The 17,885-nt window shown below is 34.5% G+C and carries 16 protein-coding genes; 9 read left to right on the plus strand and 7 right to left on the minus strand.

Features of this window, described 5'->3' with window-relative positions; translation table 11 throughout:
* Position 1 precedes the first annotated feature (1 nt).
* Entirely contained in the window at positions 2-2,836 is a 2,835-nt protein-coding gene (gene uvrA, locus ACSV4D_RS11425; protein ID WP_439228387.1) for an excinuclease ABC subunit UvrA, read from the plus strand.
* A gap of 39 nt (positions 2,837-2,875) precedes the next feature.
* Here uvrA and ACSV4D_RS11430 read toward each other — a convergent pair whose 3' ends face one another.
* The gene (locus tag ACSV4D_RS11430; protein ID WP_408081912.1) at positions 2,876-4,297 is read right to left on the minus strand and encodes an ATP-dependent DNA helicase; all 1,422 of its coding nucleotides are present in this window, start codon (positions 4,295-4,297) and stop codon (positions 2,876-2,878) included.
* A 238-nt stretch (positions 4,298-4,535) separates the two neighbouring features.
* On the opposite strand from ACSV4D_RS11430, the gene ACSV4D_RS11435 reads away from it, so the two are divergent.
* Together ACSV4D_RS11435 and ACSV4D_RS11440 are read left to right on the plus strand one after the other, a co-directional pair.
* Positions 4,536-5,342, plus strand: coding sequence for a DUF3822 family protein (locus ACSV4D_RS11435; RefSeq protein ID WP_439228388.1), 807 nt, complete (start codon positions 4,536-4,538; stop codon positions 5,340-5,342).
* Positions 5,339-5,929, plus strand: coding sequence for an RsmD family RNA methyltransferase (locus tag ACSV4D_RS11440; RefSeq protein ID WP_408081914.1), 591 nt, complete (start codon positions 5,339-5,341; stop codon positions 5,927-5,929). Before ACSV4D_RS11435 ends, ACSV4D_RS11440 begins: the two co-directional genes overlap by 4 nt.
* A gap of 253 nt (positions 5,930-6,182) precedes the next feature.
* On the opposite strand, the gene ACSV4D_RS11445 is transcribed toward ACSV4D_RS11440, so the two are convergent.
* Together ACSV4D_RS11445 and ACSV4D_RS11450 are read right to left on the minus strand one after the other, a co-directional pair.
* The gene (locus ACSV4D_RS11445; RefSeq protein ID WP_408081915.1) at positions 6,183-6,731 is read right to left on the minus strand and encodes a type 1 glutamine amidotransferase domain-containing protein; all 549 of its coding nucleotides are present in this window, start codon (positions 6,729-6,731) and stop codon (positions 6,183-6,185) included.
* Positions 6,732-7,082: 351 nt separating this feature from the next.
* On the minus strand, positions 7,083-7,958 hold the full coding sequence (locus tag ACSV4D_RS11450) for a hypothetical protein (protein WP_408081916.1): 876 nt from the start codon (positions 7,956-7,958) through the stop codon (positions 7,083-7,085).
* A gap of 108 nt (positions 7,959-8,066) precedes the next feature.
* Between ACSV4D_RS11450 and ACSV4D_RS11455 the strand changes: the two genes are divergently transcribed.
* Together ACSV4D_RS11455 and ACSV4D_RS11460 are read left to right on the plus strand one after the other, a co-directional pair.
* Complete coding sequence (locus tag ACSV4D_RS11455) at positions 8,067-9,122, plus strand: formimidoylglutamase (RefSeq protein WP_408081917.1); 1,056 nt, start codon at positions 8,067-8,069, stop codon at positions 9,120-9,122.
* Positions 9,123-9,236: 114 nt separating this feature from the next.
* On the plus strand, positions 9,237-10,490 hold the full coding sequence (locus ACSV4D_RS11460; RefSeq protein WP_439228389.1) for a DEAD/DEAH box helicase: 1,254 nt from the start codon (positions 9,237-9,239) through the stop codon (positions 10,488-10,490).
* A gap of 60 nt (positions 10,491-10,550) precedes the next feature.
* Here ACSV4D_RS11460 and ACSV4D_RS11465 read toward each other — a convergent pair whose 3' ends face one another.
* Positions 10,551-11,834, minus strand: coding sequence for a dicarboxylate/amino acid:cation symporter (locus ACSV4D_RS11465; RefSeq protein WP_408081919.1), 1,284 nt, complete (start codon positions 11,832-11,834; stop codon positions 10,551-10,553).
* A gap of 156 nt (positions 11,835-11,990) precedes the next feature.
* On the minus strand, positions 11,991-13,049 hold the full coding sequence (gene aroC, locus ACSV4D_RS11470) for a chorismate synthase (RefSeq protein WP_439228390.1): 1,059 nt from the start codon (positions 13,047-13,049) through the stop codon (positions 11,991-11,993).
* A 185-nt stretch (positions 13,050-13,234) separates the two neighbouring features.
* On the opposite strand from aroC, the gene ACSV4D_RS11475 reads away from it, so the two are divergent.
* Positions 13,235-14,059 (plus strand): UDP-2,3-diacylglucosamine diphosphatase, encoded by an 825-nt coding sequence (locus ACSV4D_RS11475; protein ID WP_439228391.1) that lies wholly within the window; start codon positions 13,235-13,237, stop codon positions 14,057-14,059.
* 116 nt (positions 14,060-14,175) lie between these two features.
* A complete protein-coding gene (locus ACSV4D_RS11480; RefSeq protein ID WP_408081922.1) occupies positions 14,176-14,670 on the plus strand; it encodes a hypothetical protein in 495 nt (164 codons plus the stop codon).
* A gap of 53 nt (positions 14,671-14,723) precedes the next feature.
* On the opposite strand, the gene ACSV4D_RS11485 is transcribed toward ACSV4D_RS11480, so the two are convergent.
* Complete coding sequence (locus ACSV4D_RS11485) at positions 14,724-14,960, minus strand: hypothetical protein (RefSeq protein ID WP_408081923.1); 237 nt, start codon at positions 14,958-14,960, stop codon at positions 14,724-14,726.
* 75 nt (positions 14,961-15,035) lie between these two features.
* A complete protein-coding gene (locus ACSV4D_RS11490) occupies positions 15,036-16,202 on the minus strand; it encodes a THUMP domain-containing class I SAM-dependent RNA methyltransferase (RefSeq protein ID WP_439228392.1) in 1,167 nt (388 codons plus the stop codon).
* 136 nt (positions 16,203-16,338) lie between these two features.
* Between ACSV4D_RS11490 and ACSV4D_RS11495 the strand changes: the two genes are divergently transcribed.
* Both ACSV4D_RS11495 and ACSV4D_RS11500 read left to right on the plus strand, forming a co-directional pair.
* Positions 16,339-17,103: a class I SAM-dependent methyltransferase gene (locus ACSV4D_RS11495; protein WP_408081925.1), complete on the plus strand. Its 765-nt coding sequence runs from the start codon at positions 16,339-16,341 to the stop codon at positions 17,101-17,103.
* Positions 17,104-17,199: 96 nt separating this feature from the next.
* Positions 17,200-17,871: a ZIP family metal transporter gene (locus ACSV4D_RS11500; protein ID WP_408081926.1), complete on the plus strand. Its 672-nt coding sequence runs from the start codon at positions 17,200-17,202 to the stop codon at positions 17,869-17,871.
* Positions 17,872-17,885 lie beyond the last annotated feature (14 nt).

Genomic DNA, 17,885 nt, shown 5'->3' on the forward strand with positions numbered 1-17,885 from the left:
TATGTTAGATAAAGACAATACTATTGAAGTTTTAGGTGCCAGAGTACACAATCTTAAAAATATTGACATTTCCATACCCCGTGAACAATTAGTTGTCATAACAGGGCTTTCGGGTTCCGGAAAATCATCTTTAGCATTCGACACTATTTATGCCGAAGGACAACGTCGTTATGTAGAAACATTCTCTGCTTATGCCAGACAGTTTTTAGGAGGTCTGGAACGTCCTGATGTAGATAAAATTGACGGATTGTCTCCTGTTATTGCGATAGAGCAAAAAACGACATCCAAAAGTCCGCGTTCTACCGTAGGAACTATAACTGAAATATACGATTTTTTGCGTTTGCTGTATGCCCGTGGAGCTGATGCTTACAGTTACAATACCGGCGAAAAAATGGTTTCCTACTCCGATGAACAAATTAAAGATTTGATTATTGAGAATTTCACGAACAAACGCATCAATATTCTCGCTCCGGTTATCAGAGCCAGAAAAGGACATTATGGCGAATTATTTCAGCAAATTGCCAAACAGGGTTTTTTAAAAGTTCGTGTTAATGGTGATATTCTCGATATCACTCCGGGAATGAAACTGGATCGTTATAAAACCCATGATATCGAAATTGTAGTAGACAGAATGGTTGTTGAAGCCACTCCGGATAATGAAAAACGCCTGAGCGAAAGTATCAATACAGCCATGCATCACGGTGAAAATGTATTAATGATTCTGGATCAGGATACGAATGAAGTGCGCTATTTCAGCCGTAATTTAATGTGTCCGTCAACAGGAATATCCTATCAGAATCCGGAACCTAATTTATTCTCTTTTAACTCTCCAAAAGGCGCCTGTGAACATTGCAACGGATTAGGAACAGTAAATCAAATCAACGTTAAAAAAATAATTCCAAACCCTAAATTATCGATAAAAGCAGGTGGTTTTGTGCCTTTGGGCGAATACAAATCGTCCTGGATTTTTAAGCAGTTGGAAATTATTGGACAAAAATATAATTTCAAAATTACGGATTCCATCGAAAGTATTTCTGAAGAAGCAATGGAAATGATTCTGAATGGCGGAAAAGAAAAATTCACCATCAATTCTAAGGATTTAGGAGTTGCCAGAGATTACAAAATAGACTTTGAAGGAATCGCACATTTTATAAAAAATCAGCATGATGAAAGTGGCTCCACAAGCATAAAACGTTGGGCTAAAGATTTTATGGATGAAGTAAAATGTCCTGTTTGTGAAGGTTCCCGTTTAAAAAAAGAAGCACTTTTTTTTAAAATTGACGAAAAAAATATTGCCGAATTGTGTGCGATGGATATTTCTGATTTAACCAGATGGTTTCAGGAATTAGACTCGCATTTATCTGACAAACAACGACGAATCGCTTCTGAAGTGATTAAAGAAATCAAAGACCGATTAGACTTTTTGATGAATGTAGGTCTGGATTATCTGGCTTTAAGCCGAAGTTCAAAATCCCTTTCGGGAGGAGAAGCACAGCGCATCCGTTTAGCGACACAAATTGGTTCACAGCTTGTGGGTGTGCTCTATATTTTAGATGAACCCAGCATCGGACTTCATCAAAGAGACAATGAAAAACTGATTCATTCTCTTGAACAATTGCGTGATATAGGGAACTCGGTAATCGTAGTTGAACATGATAAAGACATGATTGAACGTGCCGATTATGTCATTGATATTGGACCAAAAGCGGGGAAATTTGGTGGCGAAATCATTAGTAAAGGCACTCCTGCCGAAACATTGAAATCCAATACAATTACTGCGCAATATCTAAACGGGAAAATGAAATTTGATATCCCTGAAAAACGCAGGGAAGGAAACGGAAAATTTCTAAAACTAAGCGGTGCAACCGGAAATAACTTAAAAAATGTTACTATTGAGTTGCCTTTAGGAAAAATGATCTGCGTTACGGGAGTTTCCGGAAGCGGAAAATCGACTTTAATAAATGAGACACTCTACCCTATTTTAAATACTTATTATTTTAATGGGGTAAAAAAACCGCAGCCTTACAAAAAAATTGAAGGACTGGAACATATCGATAAAGTGATTGATATAGACCAGAGTCCGATAGGTAGAACGCCGCGTTCCAATCCGGCAACCTATACCGATGTTTTTTCGGAAATCAGGAACTTGTTTACGATGACTTCTGAGAGTATGATACGCGGTTACAAAGCGGGTCGTTTTAGTTTTAATGTCAAAGGCGGACGTTGTGAAACCTGTCAGGGTTCCGGTGTGCGTACGATAGAAATGAACTTTCTTCCGGATGTGTATGTAGAATGCGAGAGCTGTCAGGGCAAACGTTTTAACCGTGAAACACTGGAAATTCGCTATAAAGGAAAATCTATTTCGGATGTTTTAGACATGACGGTTGATGAAGCAGTTCCTTTTTTCGAAAATATTCCTAAAATTTACCGCAAAGTAAAAACCATTCAGGATGTTGGTTTGGGATATATTACACTGGGACAGCAAAGTACCACGCTTTCCGGCGGAGAAGCACAACGTATCAAACTGGCGGGTGAATTGTCTAAAAAAGATACCGGAAATACTTTTTATATATTAGACGAACCTACTACCGGACTGCATTTTGAAGACATCAGAGTATTAATGGAAGTCATCAATAAATTAGTCGATAAAGGCAATACAATTTTGATTATTGAACATAATATGGATGTTATCAAACTAGCCGATTACATTATCGATATTGGTCCCGAAGGTGGAAAAGGCGGCGGAACAGTAGTGGCTAAAGGAACTCCTGAAGAAGTAGCCAAAGTCAAAAAAAGCTATACTGCGAAGTTTTTGAAGAAAGAATTAGAACAATAAAATCCTTAAAATAGGCTGATATTATTTATCAGCTTATTTTTATTCCTCAAAACTTTCATCTTTAAAATTTATCAAATACAGTTTGTTTTTAGCACGTGTCATGGCTGTGTACAACCAGCGAATGTAATCCCGGTCGATTCCGTTAGGTAAATAAGGCTGTTCTATAAAAACGGTATTCCACTGTCCTCCTTGTGATTTATGACAGGTAATGGCATAAGAAAATTTCACCTGAAGTCCGTTAAAATATTCGTTAGCTTTTACTTTCTGAAACTGCTTAAATTTGGTTTCGCCTTCATAATCTTTTAAAACTTCCTGATACAAACGGTTAGATTCTTCATACGTTAATGATGGAGATTCACTTTTTATAGTATCTAATAATAAAACGGTTTCAAATGGTTTCTGGTTGGGATAATCCACCATTCTGATTTTAACATTGGCAAACTTAAATCCGTACAATTCTTTGATACTAAAAATCTCCAGAATTTCAATAATATCACCATTGGCAATAAAACCGGCTTCATCAGAATCTTTCAGCCAAAAATAATTGTTCTTGACTACCATCAGGAAATCACCTGTGGAGAGTTCGCTTTCTTTATCCAGAATTTTTGTTCTGATTTGCTCATTGTACTGATTGGCTCTTTTATTCGAACGAACAATAAAAGCCGTGTCTTCAATACTATAATTACTGTAAGCCGAATTAATAGCATCCTGAATATCATAACCGTCAATTAACCGTACGATATCCTTAAACTTTCTGACATTAAACTGAAAATCCGTAATAAAAGAATCTTTCAACAATTCCCTGAGTTCAGTGGCATTATGTAAAATTCCGGAACTTTCCTCCTGACGCATTACCTCATCAAGCTCAATAGAATCTACTTCTTTATTATAATTCATACTCAAGGTACGAATATCCAAAGCCGGACTGATATCTAAATTTACCGGCGGTAACTGAGCAGTATCGCCCAGCAGAATCATTTTACAATTGGTTCCTGAATAAACATACGAAATCAAATCGTCAAGCAGGGAACCATTGACATACATTTTTGAATCAGAATCCACATCTGAAATCATCGAGGCTTCATCGACTATAAAAATGGTATTTTTATGTTTGTTTTGCTGTAATGTAAACGTTACTCCGCCCCCGGAAGATTTTTTAGGGAAATAAATTTTTTTATGAATGGTAAAAGCAGGCTTCTCTGAATAGTTTGCAATTACCTTAGCCGCACGTCCTGTTGGTGCAAGTAAAACATACTTTTTATTTATTTCTAAAAGATTATTTACAATGGTAGAAATTACGGTAGTTTTTCCCGTTCCCGCATATCCTTTAAGCACAAAAATACTGTCATTAGTAGTTTCTGTCAAAAAGATGGCAATCTTCTGAAAAAAAATATCCTGATTGTAAGTAGGTGAAAACGGAAATTTATTTTTTAAAAGACTGTAAAACTGGGAGGAAATCATGTACTAGAATTTTAAGTTCAAAGATAGTTTTTTTTGAAATGGTTTATATACAAAAGCTAAAAGCATAAAGTACATATAAGTATTTCGATTTTTATATTTATTTATGAAATATGCGGTTATAAAAACTTAGCGAATCTCTGCGATTGCTTTGAGACACTTTGTGGTAAAACTTTCAATGTGTATTATTGGTGTTGGCATTAAAATTTGTAAGTTTGCCATTCAGAAAAAATCTTCATTAATGGACATTACCGAAAAGAAATATAAAAAACTCTCCATTCAGGTTTCACTGAGCGGACTTTCTTTTTGCTGTTTTGACACCCTTAACAATACCGTTTCTTTATTCCGAGAAATCCATTTTGACAATTTTGACAAAAACCTAAAGATAGAAGAATTGTTTGCCAATGCTTTTGAAGAATATCCTGAACTCAATGAAAAATATGATGATATCCTTGTTATACACAATAATACATTATCTACTTTTGTTCCGGAACCTCTTTTTGACGAAAACTATTTAGGCAGCTATCTGCAATACAATACTAAGGTTTTTGAAACTGATTTTTTTGCTTTTGACGAAATCAGCAATTACGGAATCAATGCTGTTTATATTCCGTATGTGAATATGAATAATTTTTTTATAGATAAATTTGGCTCTTTCGATTACAAACACGCCAACAGTATTTTAGTCACTAAATTATTAGATGCTTCTAAAAATATTGATACAAAAAAAATGATAGTTCATTTTAATTCCGGTCATTTTGAAATCATAGTTATCCAAAATCAAAAGTTACTTTTGTTCAATTCATTTGAATACCAGACTCCCGAAGATTTTATTTATTATATGCTGTTCACTGCCGAACAACTCCATATGAATCCTGAGAATTTTCCTTTGGAATTGATTGGAAATATCACCGCCGAAAGTCCATTTTACAAAATCGCTTATAAATACATTCGCAATGTTTCACTTATTGATGTCGAAGATTTGCGATGGAACAATTATTTTTCTGAGGCCGAAAACAGAAATCATTTTATACTTTTCAATTCATGAGAATTATTTCAGGAAAATACAAAGGAAGACGCATAAATCCACCAAAAGGTTTGCCTGTTCGTCCTACTACCGATATGTCTAAAGAAGCTTTGTTCAATGTTTTAAACAATCATTTTAGTTTTGATGGTTTAAAAATTCTGGACTTATTTGCCGGAACGGGGAATATCAGTTATGAATTTGCTTCCCGAGGAAGTTCTCCGATTACTTCAGTTGATGGTGATTTTGGATGTGTAAAATTTATTAAACAAACGGCTGCCGAATATGATTTTCCTATTGCCGCAACCAAAAGTGATGTTTTTAAGTTCCTGGAAAAATGCAATACTTCTTATGATATTGTTTTTGCCGATCCACCTTACGGATTAGACCAAGCCACTTTTGAAAAAGTAGTTTTACTGGTTTTTGAAAGAAATATTTTGAATGAAGAAGGAATGATGATTATTGAACATTCCAAATACACCAAATTAGATCACTTAATCAATTTTTCTTTTCAGAAAAGTTACGGCGGCTCTATTTTTAGCTTTTTCGAATTTGAATCTAATGAGGAAGAATCAGATGATTCAGCTGAAGACGAAGGAGAAGAAGAATAATATTTTACCGTTTTAGATAAAGCGAAAAAGAGGCATTTCATTGATTGAAATACCTCTTTCAATAAAATTAGTGGATTATTTCAAAGTCAGAGATATCGTAATTAAACCTTTAGATTATTATCCTTGTAGCTCCAACCTCTTATTTCCGGTCCAGGGAATTACATATTTTTTTCTAAACTGGGAATTACAAAAAAATGCAAGACCAAAAAACTGATCTTGCATTTCTTATAACTTGATGTATAATCAAAATATCTTACACTGTCTGACGTTCGTGTTTTCCTTCTTTAATTTCTTCCACCATTTTTTTATTAAAAGCGGGCAAATCATTAGGATTTCGGCTGGTCACCAATCCATTGTCTACGACTACTTCTGAGTCTTCCCAATGTGCTCCGGCATTTTTCAAATCGTTTTTTACTGAGAAAAACGAAGTTACTTTTCGACCTTCTAAAACATCAGCATCTACCAGAATCTGAGGACCATGACAAATAGCCGCTACTGGTTTTTTACTTTTAAAAAAAGCCCGTACAAAATTTACGGCAGCCTCTTCTCTTCTCAATAAATCAGGATTTATAACTCCTCCCGGAAGAACTAAAGCATCGTAATCTGCTTCATTTGCCTGATCTAATACTACATCAACATTATATTCGTTGCTCCAATTACCGTCTTTCCATCCTTTGATTGTTCCTGATTTTAAGCTGATGATATCTGCATTCCATCCCTGCTCTTCAAGATAAGCTTTAGGCGATGATAATTCTGATTCTTCAAAACCGTTTGTTGCTAATATGGCTATATTCTTTTTCATAATTCTAAATTTTTAAAATGTTATTAATTTGATTAGTCTAAAATTAGCTATTTCATAGGACCAGCAGAAACAGACGATGTTAAACCTTTCTTTAATAAAAGTTAATTAATTGAATTACAGTTTTTTATTAAAAATAAAACTAAAATTATATAACATTGGTATCAATCTCGTTTATTATTTTATAGCCTGAAAGCCAAGAAAAGAATTACTATAAATTAAATTGAGTACAAAAAAAATTCAGGAAAAGAATCAAATGATGCTAAGGCGAAGAAGAATAAAATTTCAACATTTTTACATAAAAAAAAGAGGCATTTCAATGAAATGCCTCTTTTCTATATAAAATATAATGGATTATTTCAAAGTAAAACTTGATTTGGAAACCAGCTCTCCCTTATCAAAAATATTTACATAATAAGTACCCGGAGCAAAATCTTTTCCCGGTAAATTTTCTGAAACCTGAACTGTTTTATTTTCATATTTTACAGTACTTGTAAAACTATAAGTCAAATCTTTTCCGTCGAAACTGATGTTTTTCTTTTCGCCTAAAACATTGTTTTTACCGTCGATAACCTGTACATAATACGTTTTATCGCCTGATTGCGCAATTTGGTTTCCGGCAATTGTAAAACTAATTTTTAGCATATTAGTACGTCTTGCTTTCTCCGTCTCTATTTCTTTACCTGAACTTCTTACTTTATACGCAGAACTCTGAATATTTAAAACGGTTAGTTTCGCTCCTTTTTCAACTACTTTAGCTAATTCGTCATTTTGACCTACAAGCGCTTCGTTGTATTTTTTAGATTCTGTCAAAATTACTGCTGTACTATCACGTTGTGTTTTTAAGACTTTATTCTGATTTTTCAATCCTTCATTTTCAGCCATCATGGCCTTCATTTTATTTTGTAAAAGATTAATCTGGTTTTTAAAAGCAGAAACATCTCCCTTAGACTTCTTTACTTCAGCCATCAGGTTAACTACTTTGTCTCTTTCCTGAATTAACTCGTCAGACATTGAAGTGTTTTCGGCAATCGCAGCATCATAGGTTGCTTTCAACTGTTCTAAATCTTTCATTACGGACTCTTTTTCCGTTTCGGTAGTTGTTAGTACTGTTTGTACTTTTTCGGTATCCGAAGATATTTTAAAAATATAAACTAAACTCCCAACCAATAAAACTGCCAGCACAGCAATAACTGCCTTTAGACCTGAACTACTTTGTTTGTTTTCCATTTTTTTAACGTTTTTTCAATTTTAATAATCCCAAATTTAACAATATATATTTAACATATAACGTAAGTAAGGAAATTATATTATTTTTGGTAAAAAATTTTCTTTTACATGGAAAAGTTTCTGCCATTTACAATTAACAATCTAGCCAAAGTCACTAACCATCGAAGTGGAGAAATTAAATTTGGAGAAAAAATGCTCACAGTACCCGTGGGTGCCAATCCTATTTCATTTATAAAAAACACTGATGCAAAATATGTTTTATTAGGGATTCCAGAAGATATAGGAATCCGCGCAAATTATGGCAGACCGGGTGCTGCTTCTGCCTGGAATGAAGCGATTAAAAGTATTGCAAACATTCAGCACAATCGTTTTTGCAAAGGAAACCAAATCATTGTTTTAGGACAGATTAATGTTCAGGAGGAAATGAAAGAGGTAGAAAATCTGGATTTTAACCACATGGATGATCGTGTAAAGCTAAGCCAGTTAGTCAAAAAAATAGACAAAGATGTTTCTCATATCATTTTCAGCATCGTTAAACTGGGAAAAATTCCCATTATTATTGGTGGCGGACACAATAATGCCTACGGAAATATTAAAGGAACTGCTCTTGCAAAAGGAAAACCGGTAAACGCAATAAACTTTGATGCACATTCGGATTTCAGAATTTTAGAAGGACGTCACAGCGGAAACGGCTTTTCTTATGCCTATGAAGAAGGTTTCCTGAAAAAATATTTTGTTTTTGGTTTACACGAAAACTATACTTCTAAAAGTGTTCTGGATATTATTAAAAAAACAGAAGACCGAGTGCGTTACAATACCTATGACAGTATCAATATCCGAAAAGAAAAAGATTTTCAAAAAGAAATGATTCAGGCTCTGGATTTTATCAAAACAGATCATTTTGGAATTGAAGTTGATTTAGACGCCATACCTAATATTGCCAGCAGTGCCATGACATTAAGTGGTTTTTCGGTAGAAGAATTACGTCAATTTGTTTCTTTTTTTGCTAAAAATAAAAACACCAGCTATTTACACATTTGCGAAGGCGCACCTGAATTAGACGTAGATAAAAACAACCATTTAATAGGGAAACTTATTGGGTATCTTGTAACCGATTTTATAAAAGCCAATTCAAATAAAGCCCTGAAAGAAAATACTATTTGATTGAGTTATGTTTATCAGAAGTAAAAACAGGCATTAACAAGCATCAGGAATAATAATGCTATCTTTGCCAAACTTATCGCTGTAACTTATTACGCGCTAATTAATATCAAACTTATGTTATTCGAAGATTTATCACTTTCAAAAAGTATTCAGAAAGCCGTGCACGAACATGGCTATACAACTCCCACACCTATTCAGGAACAAGCAATTCCGCTTATCTTAGCCGGAAATGATCTGATAGGTTGTGCACAAACAGGAACCGGAAAAACAGCTGCTTTTGCCATACCCATTATCCATCAGTTGCACCGCATTGTGGGTTCATCAAAAAAGACAAAGCAAATTCGTGCTTTAGTTGTAACTCCTACAAGAGAACTGGCTGTACAAATAGGGCAAAGCTTTGACACCTATGCTAAATATACTAATTTGACACAGCTTACCATTTTTGGCGGTGTTTCTCAAAATCCTCAGGTAGATGCACTAAAAAAAGGTGTTGATATTTTAATTGCAACTCCCGGAAGATTGTTGGATTTACACAAACAAGGATTCATCAATTTAGATCATTTGCATAATTTAGTGCTGGACGAAGCGGATCAGATGCTTGATATGGGATTTGTAAATGATGTAAAGAAAATTGTAAAACTAACTCCTAAAAACAGACAAACACTGTTTTTTTCGGCTACAATGCCAATTGCGATAAGAGAATTAGCCGAAATGTTTTTGACTAATCCTGAAACTGTAACGGTTTCACCTGTTTCTTCTACAGCAGAAAATGTAGAACAACGTGTTTATTTTGTTGAAAAAGGAGAAAAAAGAAACCTTTTATACAGCTTACTTCAGAATGAAAATCTAACTGATGTTTTAGTTTTTTCAAGAACAAAACATGGAGCTGATAATGTGGTAAAAGCTTTGCGTAAAAAAGGAATTGCTGCCGAAGCTATTCATGGAGATAAATCGCAAAATGCGAGACAAAGAGTATTAGATGCTTTTAAAAACAAGGAAGTTGGCGTTCTTGTTGCTACCGATATTGCAGCACGCGGAATTGATATTGACCAGTTGCCTTATGTAATCAATTTTGATTTACCTAATATCCCCGAGACCTATGTACACCGGATAGGAAGAACCGGCCGTGCAGGAAATGGCGGAATTGCAATTTCATTTTGCGGAAAAGATGAACACGGATACTGGAAAAACATTCAAAAACTCATAAAAGTTGATGTAAAAACCATTACAGATCATCCATATCCATGGCATGCGGGAAGCCCTGACAACACTAACGAAACAAAGCCTAAAAACTCAAACCGAAGCGGTGCTGCTCATAAATCCAGAAAATCAAACGCTTCAAAACAGAATAAAAAACGCTGGTATTAAAAAACAGTTTGTGTTATCAACCGTAAATTAGTTCAACTATTTTACGGTTTTTTTTTATAATTATATTTCAGGTTTTGGATTCAGCTTCCCAACCGATTTTGCGACAATTGTAGCTGCTGTAGCATCGCTGGTAATATTAACTACAGTTCTGCACATATCCAATGGTCTGTCAATTGCAAAAATCAGTGCTAAACCGGCTTCCGGAATTCCAGCCTGCCCCAATACAATCACCAGCATTACCATGCCGGCACTAGGTACGGCAGCTGAACCTATAGATGCTAAAGTAGCGGTAACTACAATCATTAACTGAGTGGCAACATCCAAAGGATTCGGGAGCATGGCCTGAGCAATAAAAATGGCCGCTACAGCCTGATACAAGCTGGTTCCATCCATATTGACCGTTGCTCCTAAAGGCAATACAAAGCTTGAAACCTCTTCATCAACACCTAACTTATCTGTTACACACTCCATCGTTACAGGAAGTGTGGCAGCACTTGAACTTGTTGAAAATGCCAATAATTGTGCAGGAGCTATCGCCTTAAAAAACTGTATTGGATTTACCTTGGCAAATACCATTAATAAAGCTGGATAGAATATAAAAATCATTAGCAACAGACCCAACAATACCGTCAATCCATAGATAATCAATGCTCCTAAAGTAGAAAAACCGGGAATTTCGACCATTAAAGAAGCCATCAGTGCAAACACACCATAAGGGGAAAATAACATAATAATGTCGATGATTTTTAAAATTACATCATTCATCCCTTTGAAAAAAGCAACTACGGGTTTTGCTTTTTCTTCTTCAATTAAAATCAGACCAATTCCTATAAGCACTACAAAGAAAATTACCTGTAACATACTTGCATTTTCAGTCAATGCTCTAAAAAAATTATCCGGTACAATATCAACCAAAGGCTGGAGTGGCCCGTTTTCTTTAGCTTTCTGGGCTAATTCAATTTTTTGCGAAGCATCACCTGAAAAACTCGTTAGCAAACTTTCTCTGGCTTCTGCATTAATATAACTTCCCGGCTTTATGATATTAGCCAATAAGAGTCCGGTAGAAACTGCAAAAACAGTTGTTCCCAAATAAAACAAAACTGTTCTTCCGCCTAAGCGTGATAATTTAGAAATATCTTTTAAATCTGCCAGTCCTACAATTAGAGACACTACAATTAAAGGAACAGCAATTACTTTTAATAAATTGATAAAAATAGTTCCAAATGGTTTAATCCAGTCTATAACCAGAGCATTTAGCTCTAAATTTTTCATTAATAATCCAAAAAGCAACCCCAGTATGATACCGATTAAAATTTTCCAATGCAAGGCGAGCTTTTTCTTCATATCATAATATTTAAGTTATCAGTAAAAAATAAAAGCTCCTCTTAAAAAAAGAGGAGCTTTAAATTATTATAAGCGTTTTAGCAAATTCCAAAAGAATTATTCAACGTTTTTACCTCTTCGGGGGTAAAAATAAGAAAAAATCATTACGATTAGTTATTAATACGTTTTATTTATTAAATAGAAATCAGCTAATACAATGGCTGCCATAGCTTCTACAATAGGTACGGCACGGGGAACAACACAAGGATCATGACGTCCTTTTCCGGTCATTTCAGTAATATTCCCTTTATTATCCAGTGATTCCTGTTTTTGCATAATCGTAGCTACCGGTTTAAAAGCGACACGGAAATAAATATCCATTCCGTTGCTTATTCCGCCCTGAATTCCTCCGGAAAGATTGGTTCTGGTAGTCCCATCAGCATTGTACAAATCATTATGCTGACTTCCTTTCATTTTAGAACCTTCAAATCCGCTTCCAAATTCAAAACCTTTTACCGCATTAATAGAAAGCATTGCTTTTCCTAATTCGGCATGTAATTTATCAAAAACAGGTTCTCCCAGACCTACAGGTACATTTTGAATAACACAAGTCACCACACCACCTACAGTATCTCCTTCTTTACGAATTTGCTTAATATAATTTTCCATTATAGCTGCCATCTCCTCGTCCGGACAACGTACCGGATTGCTTTCTATTTTAGAAAAATCCAGATCCTGATATGGTTTATCTAAAGTAAGAGGTCCTACGGCTGAAACATACGCATGAATTTTAATATCTGCTAACATTTGCTTGGCAATAGCTCCTGCTACTACTCTGCTTGCAGTTTCACGTGCTGAACTTCGTCCGCCACCTCTATAATCTCTAAAACCATATTTTTGATCATACACATAATCAGCATGACTGGGTCTGTAATTATCTTTTATATGCGAATAATCATCAGATTTTTGATTGGTATTCGGAATAATAAAACCAATAGGAGTTCCTGTAGTTTTTCCCTCAAATATTCCGGACAAAAACTGCACATCATCCGGTTCTTTTCGTTGGGTAACTATAGCGGATTGTCCTGGTTTTCTTCTTGACATTTCTAATTGAATCGCATCAAAATCTAATGCAATTCCTGATGGACAACCATCAATGATTCCTCCTAAAGCCTCACCGTGTGATTCTCCAAAAGTGGTTATTCTAAATAGGGTTCCGTAGCTATTTCCTGCCATTATAATTAATTTTGAACAAAAGTACCATTTTAGTTTTAGCTTTAAAAATTAATGATTTAAAGATTTCATTCTGCAATAAAAAATAACCATTTAATTTACATACAACACACTATTTATTAACCTTAACTTTAACATTAATCCGTATTTACAAGCTTAATTTGCAAAACAATAAATTTGTAAATCCATTGAAAAAAAGAAAAGTTGAAGTAGTTGTAATTTCTGATGTTCATTTAGGAACTTACGGAAGCCACGCTAAAGAGCTGTACAACTATCTATTGTCAATAAAACCAAATATTTTAGTATTAAATGGTGATATTATTGATATCTGGCAATTTAGAAAATCTTATTTCCCTAAATCTCATTTAAAAGTAATCCAGAAAATTATCAGTTTTGCTTCTAAGGGTACTAAAGTGTATTACATTACAGGAAATCACGATGAGATGCTTCGAAAATTTACCGAAATGAATATGGGAAATTTTATTCTGGCCGATAAACTAGTCTTAGAATTAGACGATAAAAAAGCCTGGATATTTCACGGTGATGTATTTGATGCTTCTGTTAATCACGCTAAATGGATTGCAAAATTAGGTGGATTAGGTTATGATTATTTAATTTTAATCAATCGTTTTTTTAATTGGTGTTTAAAAAAAATGGGGCGCGAACCGTATTCATTTTCAAAAAAGATTAAAGCCAGTGTAAAAAAAGCAGTCAAACATATTTCGGATTTTGAAGAAACTGCTACTGAAATAGCCATTGAAAACAAATACGATTATGTGTTATGCGGTCATATTCATGAGCCTAAAATTTTGAAAAAATCAAATAAAAACGGTTCAATAACGTACTTGAATTCGGGGGATTGGGTCGAAAACTTAACCGCTTTAGAATACAACAGAAAAAAATGGAAACTATTTCGTTACATGGAATCCAATTATAGTTTACTGGAAAACCCGGCAGAAAAAGAACAACTCACTGGAGAACAACTTATTGCCTCTATCATTCTCTCAAAATAAGTTAATTTTAATGATTTTTTAATAAAAAAAAGTGGAAATTATATAACAACATATAATTATATAATAAACTTTCCGTTTGATATTAATTGTAGATTTGCAATAACAAAACTTTATTTATGAAAAAAATCATTTTATCAGCTTTTATGCTAATGGGATTAGCATTCAGCACACAAGCACAAGAAATTTCAAAAAATGCTTTAGGTTTACGTTTAGGTGACAATGACGGTTTTGGAGGAGAAATCTCATACCAAAGAGGATTGTCTGATAACAACCGATTAGAGTTAGATTTAGGCTGGAGAAACAGCAAAAATGTTGATGCCTTTAAACTAACAGGTATTTACCAATGGGTTTGGAATATTGACGGCGGTTTCAACTGGTACGCCGGTGTTGGTGGTGGTGTTGGAAACTGGAGTATTGACAACAATGGACCAGGAGGTGACGACAGTAAAACATTTGCATTTGTTGCTGGTGACCTTGGTATTGAATACAACTTTCCTGAAGTGCCTATCTTACTTTCATTAGATATCAGACCTGAGTTGTATTTTTCTGACAACTATTCTGGAGATAATTTTGGTCCGGACATCGCTTTAGGTATCAGATTCCAATTCTAATTTAGAAAAACATTATACTAAAAATGCCACTATTTCCAGTGGCATTTTTTATTTTATCCTATCTCTTTTATGTTTTTAGAAAAAACCCATTTCATAAATAGTTTTTCTCCATCTTTAGTTTTCACCGCCTGAAACTTAGGCCCTACAAAAGTCGCTATCACAAATGCTGCAAAAGGTTCCCAAAAACCGGTAAGTCCCGCATATTGATGAATTAAATAACGTGATAATATAAACAAACTGGCAAAAGTTCCCAGCTGGTATAAAAATGCTCTTACTTGTAATTTACTCATAGTACTATTTTCTGTTTTATTTATTTTCCTAAGCTCTGATTTGTATCCTACAGCTTACTTTTTCATCAGCAAACACTATTCTTTTTCTCTCTGAAACTTCGTTCTTTTACTTCCTTCATACATTTCGTATTTTACCAAACGTGCTTCTAGTCCGGCATTGAATAATTTTATTTTTCGGGAAGGCCTTAAGCCTACAAACTTTAAAGCTTCCAGATTTCCTGTAATAAACCAGGCATTGGTTCCCGGATAACTTTGTTTTAAAGTGTCTCCTATATTTTTATAAAATTCTTCCATGTGAATATCCAGACGCTCATCATAAGGCGGATTGAAAACTATATGAAGTTTAGCTTCCGATGTTTTTTCTGTATCAAAAAAATTCTCCTCCGTAATAGTTACATATTCTTCTAAATTGGCATTTCTGATATTATCTTTGGCTTTATTCACTGCGCTTGGTGCTTTATCATAGCCTTTTATGGTATGATGAAACTCACGCACCTTCCCAAGCAAACTATCGGTAATTTTGTCAAACAAATCATTATCCCAGTCTTTCCATTTTTCGAAAGCAAATTCTTTTCGGTTAATATTTGCCGGAATATTACAGGCAATCATTGCTGCTTCGGCAAGAAAAGTTCCTGAACCACACATAGGATCTAAAAAATCGGTTTGTCCATCCCAACCCGAGAGCAACAGGATTCCGGCAGCCAGAACTTCGTTTATTGGAGCAATATTAGTTGCGGTTCTGTATCCACGTTGATTCAGTGCATTTCCAGAAGTATCTAAAGCAACCGAAACCTGGTCTTTATCAATATGAATGTTAATTCGCAAATCAGGATGTACTTTATCTATACTTGGACGTTGCCCTGTACGCTCTCTGAATTGATCCACAATGGCATCTTTACATTTTTGAGAAACAAACTCTGTATGATTAAAATATTCGGAATGCACTGTTGCATCAATTACAAAAGTCTGATTGGCATTAATAAATTTAGACCAGTTAACTCCCGAAACACCTTTATATAAGGCCTGATCATTATTGGCTCTGAAAGAATAAATGGGTTTCAATATTTTTAATGCGGTACGCAAAGACAAATTGGCTTTATACATAAATCCTTTATCTCCTTTGAAGCTTACCATTCTTACACCTTGCTCTACATCCTGTGCTCCTAAATTTTTCAATTCGGCAGCTAATATTTCTTCAAAACCAAAAAAGGTTTTGGCAATCATCTTAAAATTTTCTTCCATTTCTCTTTTAAATTCCAATAATTAAATTGCTATGCCAGTTCGCTTTCGCCCTTGTTTATATTACAAACAACCTGAAATAGTATATTTCCACAAAAATACACTAAATTTGCGGGATAGAAATAATTGAAAAGAATAAATGTCTGCAATGCAAAAAACCACTATTCCAAATCAGGCTCAACCGGAAGAAACCTGGTTCAGTTCCTGGTTTGATACTCCCTACTATCACATCCTTTATAAAGAACGAAATGAAAACGAGGCGCAGCTTTTTATGGATAATTTAACGCATTATTTAAATCTTCCCGAAAACGCAAAAGTCCTGGATTTAGCCTGTGGCAAAGGGCGTCATGCCATTTATTTAAACCAGTTGGGGTTTGATGTTATAGGAGCCGATTTATCCGAAAACAGTATTGCAGAAGCCAGCAAAAGCTCCAATGAAACCCTGCATTTTAAAGTCCATGACATGCGCGAAGCATTCGAAGAAAAATACGATGCTATCTTTAATTTGTTTACCAGTTTTGGCTATTTTGAAAATGACGATGACAATTTAACGACTTTAAAAGCCATCAAAAACAGCCTGTCTGAATATGGGTTTGCAGTAATTGATTTCATGAATGTATATCAGGTTATCAATACACTGGTTCCTGAAGAAGTAAAAACCGTTGATGGTATTGATTTTCATATCAAACGCTATGTAAAAGACGGACATATTTTTAAAGAAATTGATTTTGAAGACCAGGGTCATAGCTATCATTTTACCGAAAAAGTAAAAGCCCTGACTCTACAGGATTTTGAATCCATGATGGAAGAAGCAGGAATTTATCTTTTGGATATCTTTGGGGATTACAAACTAAAAAAATTCCACAAAACAGAAAGTGAACGACTTATTCTTATTTTTAAATAGATTGATAGGTTTAACTGTTAATTTGTCTAATCGTTTCATCGAATAAACAAATTCACCGTTAAATGATTAAACAATTAAACAATTCAGCTAAATTAAATGAATTATCTATTACCATTACTTTCGGTACTCCTTGGATATATTATTGCTTTGGTCATCAAACCAAAAAACAAAACCAATCTAAAACTATTACTGGCTTTTAGTGGTTCGTTTTTGCTTTCACTTACCGTCATGCATCTATTACCGGATGTTTATGAAAGTCACAACAGCAATATTGGAATTTGCATTATGCTTGGGATTTTGTTCCAAATCATCTTAGAGTTTTTCTCAAAAGGTGCTGAGCATGGTCACGTACACGGACATCCTAACATGACTCATATTCCCTGGTTGTTGTTTATTAGTCTTTGCATTCACGCCTTTCTGGAAGGATTTCCCGTAGGACATCATCATGATAATTTAGCCATCGGGATTGCTATTCACCACCTTCCTATTGCCATTATTCTGACTACTTTTTTCATCAATTCACATCTGAATCAAAAAGCCATTTTTGCCTTCATGCTCAGCTTTGCATTAATGACACCATTAGGCACATTTGCCTCAGATTATCTTACAGGGCTAAGCAATTTCCATAACGAAATTACCGCTGTGGTTATCGGAATTTTATTTCATATTTCTTCGACTATTATTTTCGAAAGCAGCGAAGGACACAAGTTTAATATTGCCAAAGTTTCGATGATTGTTTTAGGAATTGTGTTGGCTTATTTTTTATAGATTAAAATATTTTC

The organism is Flavobacterium sp. ARAG 55.4 (assembly GCF_051846875.1).
Lineage (GTDB): Bacteria > Bacteroidota > Bacteroidia > Flavobacteriales > Flavobacteriaceae > Flavobacterium > Flavobacterium plantiphilum.

Bases quoted from the DNA above. Each gene is read 5' to 3' on its own strand.
- uvrA (WP_439228387.1), top strand. From the start codon at position 2: ATGTTAGATAAAGACAATACTATTGAAGTTTTAGGTGCCAGAGTACAC.
- ACSV4D_RS11430 (WP_408081912.1), bottom strand. From the start codon at position 4,297: ATGATTTCCTCCCAGTTTTACAGTCTTTTAAAAAATAAATTTCCGTTT.
- ACSV4D_RS11435 (WP_439228388.1), top strand. From the start codon at position 4,536: ATGGACATTACCGAAAAGAAATATAAAAAACTCTCCATTCAGGTTTCA.
- ACSV4D_RS11440 (WP_408081914.1), top strand. From the start codon at position 5,339: ATGAGAATTATTTCAGGAAAATACAAAGGAAGACGCATAAATCCACCA.
- ACSV4D_RS11445 (WP_408081915.1), bottom strand. From the start codon at position 6,731: ATGAAAAAGAATATAGCCATATTAGCAACAAACGGTTTTGAAGAATCA.
- ACSV4D_RS11450 (WP_408081916.1), bottom strand. From the start codon at position 7,958: ATGGAAAACAAACAAAGTAGTTCAGGTCTAAAGGCAGTTATTGCTGTG.
- ACSV4D_RS11455 (WP_408081917.1), top strand. From the start codon at position 8,067: ATGGAAAAGTTTCTGCCATTTACAATTAACAATCTAGCCAAAGTCACT.
- ACSV4D_RS11460 (WP_439228389.1), top strand. From the start codon at position 9,237: ATGTTATTCGAAGATTTATCACTTTCAAAAAGTATTCAGAAAGCCGTG.
- ACSV4D_RS11465 (WP_408081919.1), bottom strand. From the start codon at position 11,834: ATGAAGAAAAAGCTCGCCTTGCATTGGAAAATTTTAATCGGTATCATA.
- aroC (WP_439228390.1), bottom strand. From the start codon at position 13,049: ATGGCAGGAAATAGCTACGGAACCCTATTTAGAATAACCACTTTTGGA.
- ACSV4D_RS11480 (WP_408081922.1), top strand. From the start codon at position 14,176: ATGAAAAAAATCATTTTATCAGCTTTTATGCTAATGGGATTAGCATTC.
- ACSV4D_RS11485 (WP_408081923.1), bottom strand. From the start codon at position 14,960: ATGAGTAAATTACAAGTAAGAGCATTTTTATACCAGCTGGGAACTTTT.
- ACSV4D_RS11490 (WP_439228392.1), bottom strand. From the start codon at position 16,202: ATGGAAGAAAATTTTAAGATGATTGCCAAAACCTTTTTTGGTTTTGAA.
- ACSV4D_RS11495 (WP_408081925.1), top strand. From the start codon at position 16,339: ATGTCTGCAATGCAAAAAACCACTATTCCAAATCAGGCTCAACCGGAA.
- ACSV4D_RS11500 (WP_408081926.1), top strand. From the start codon at position 17,200: ATGAATTATCTATTACCATTACTTTCGGTACTCCTTGGATATATTATT.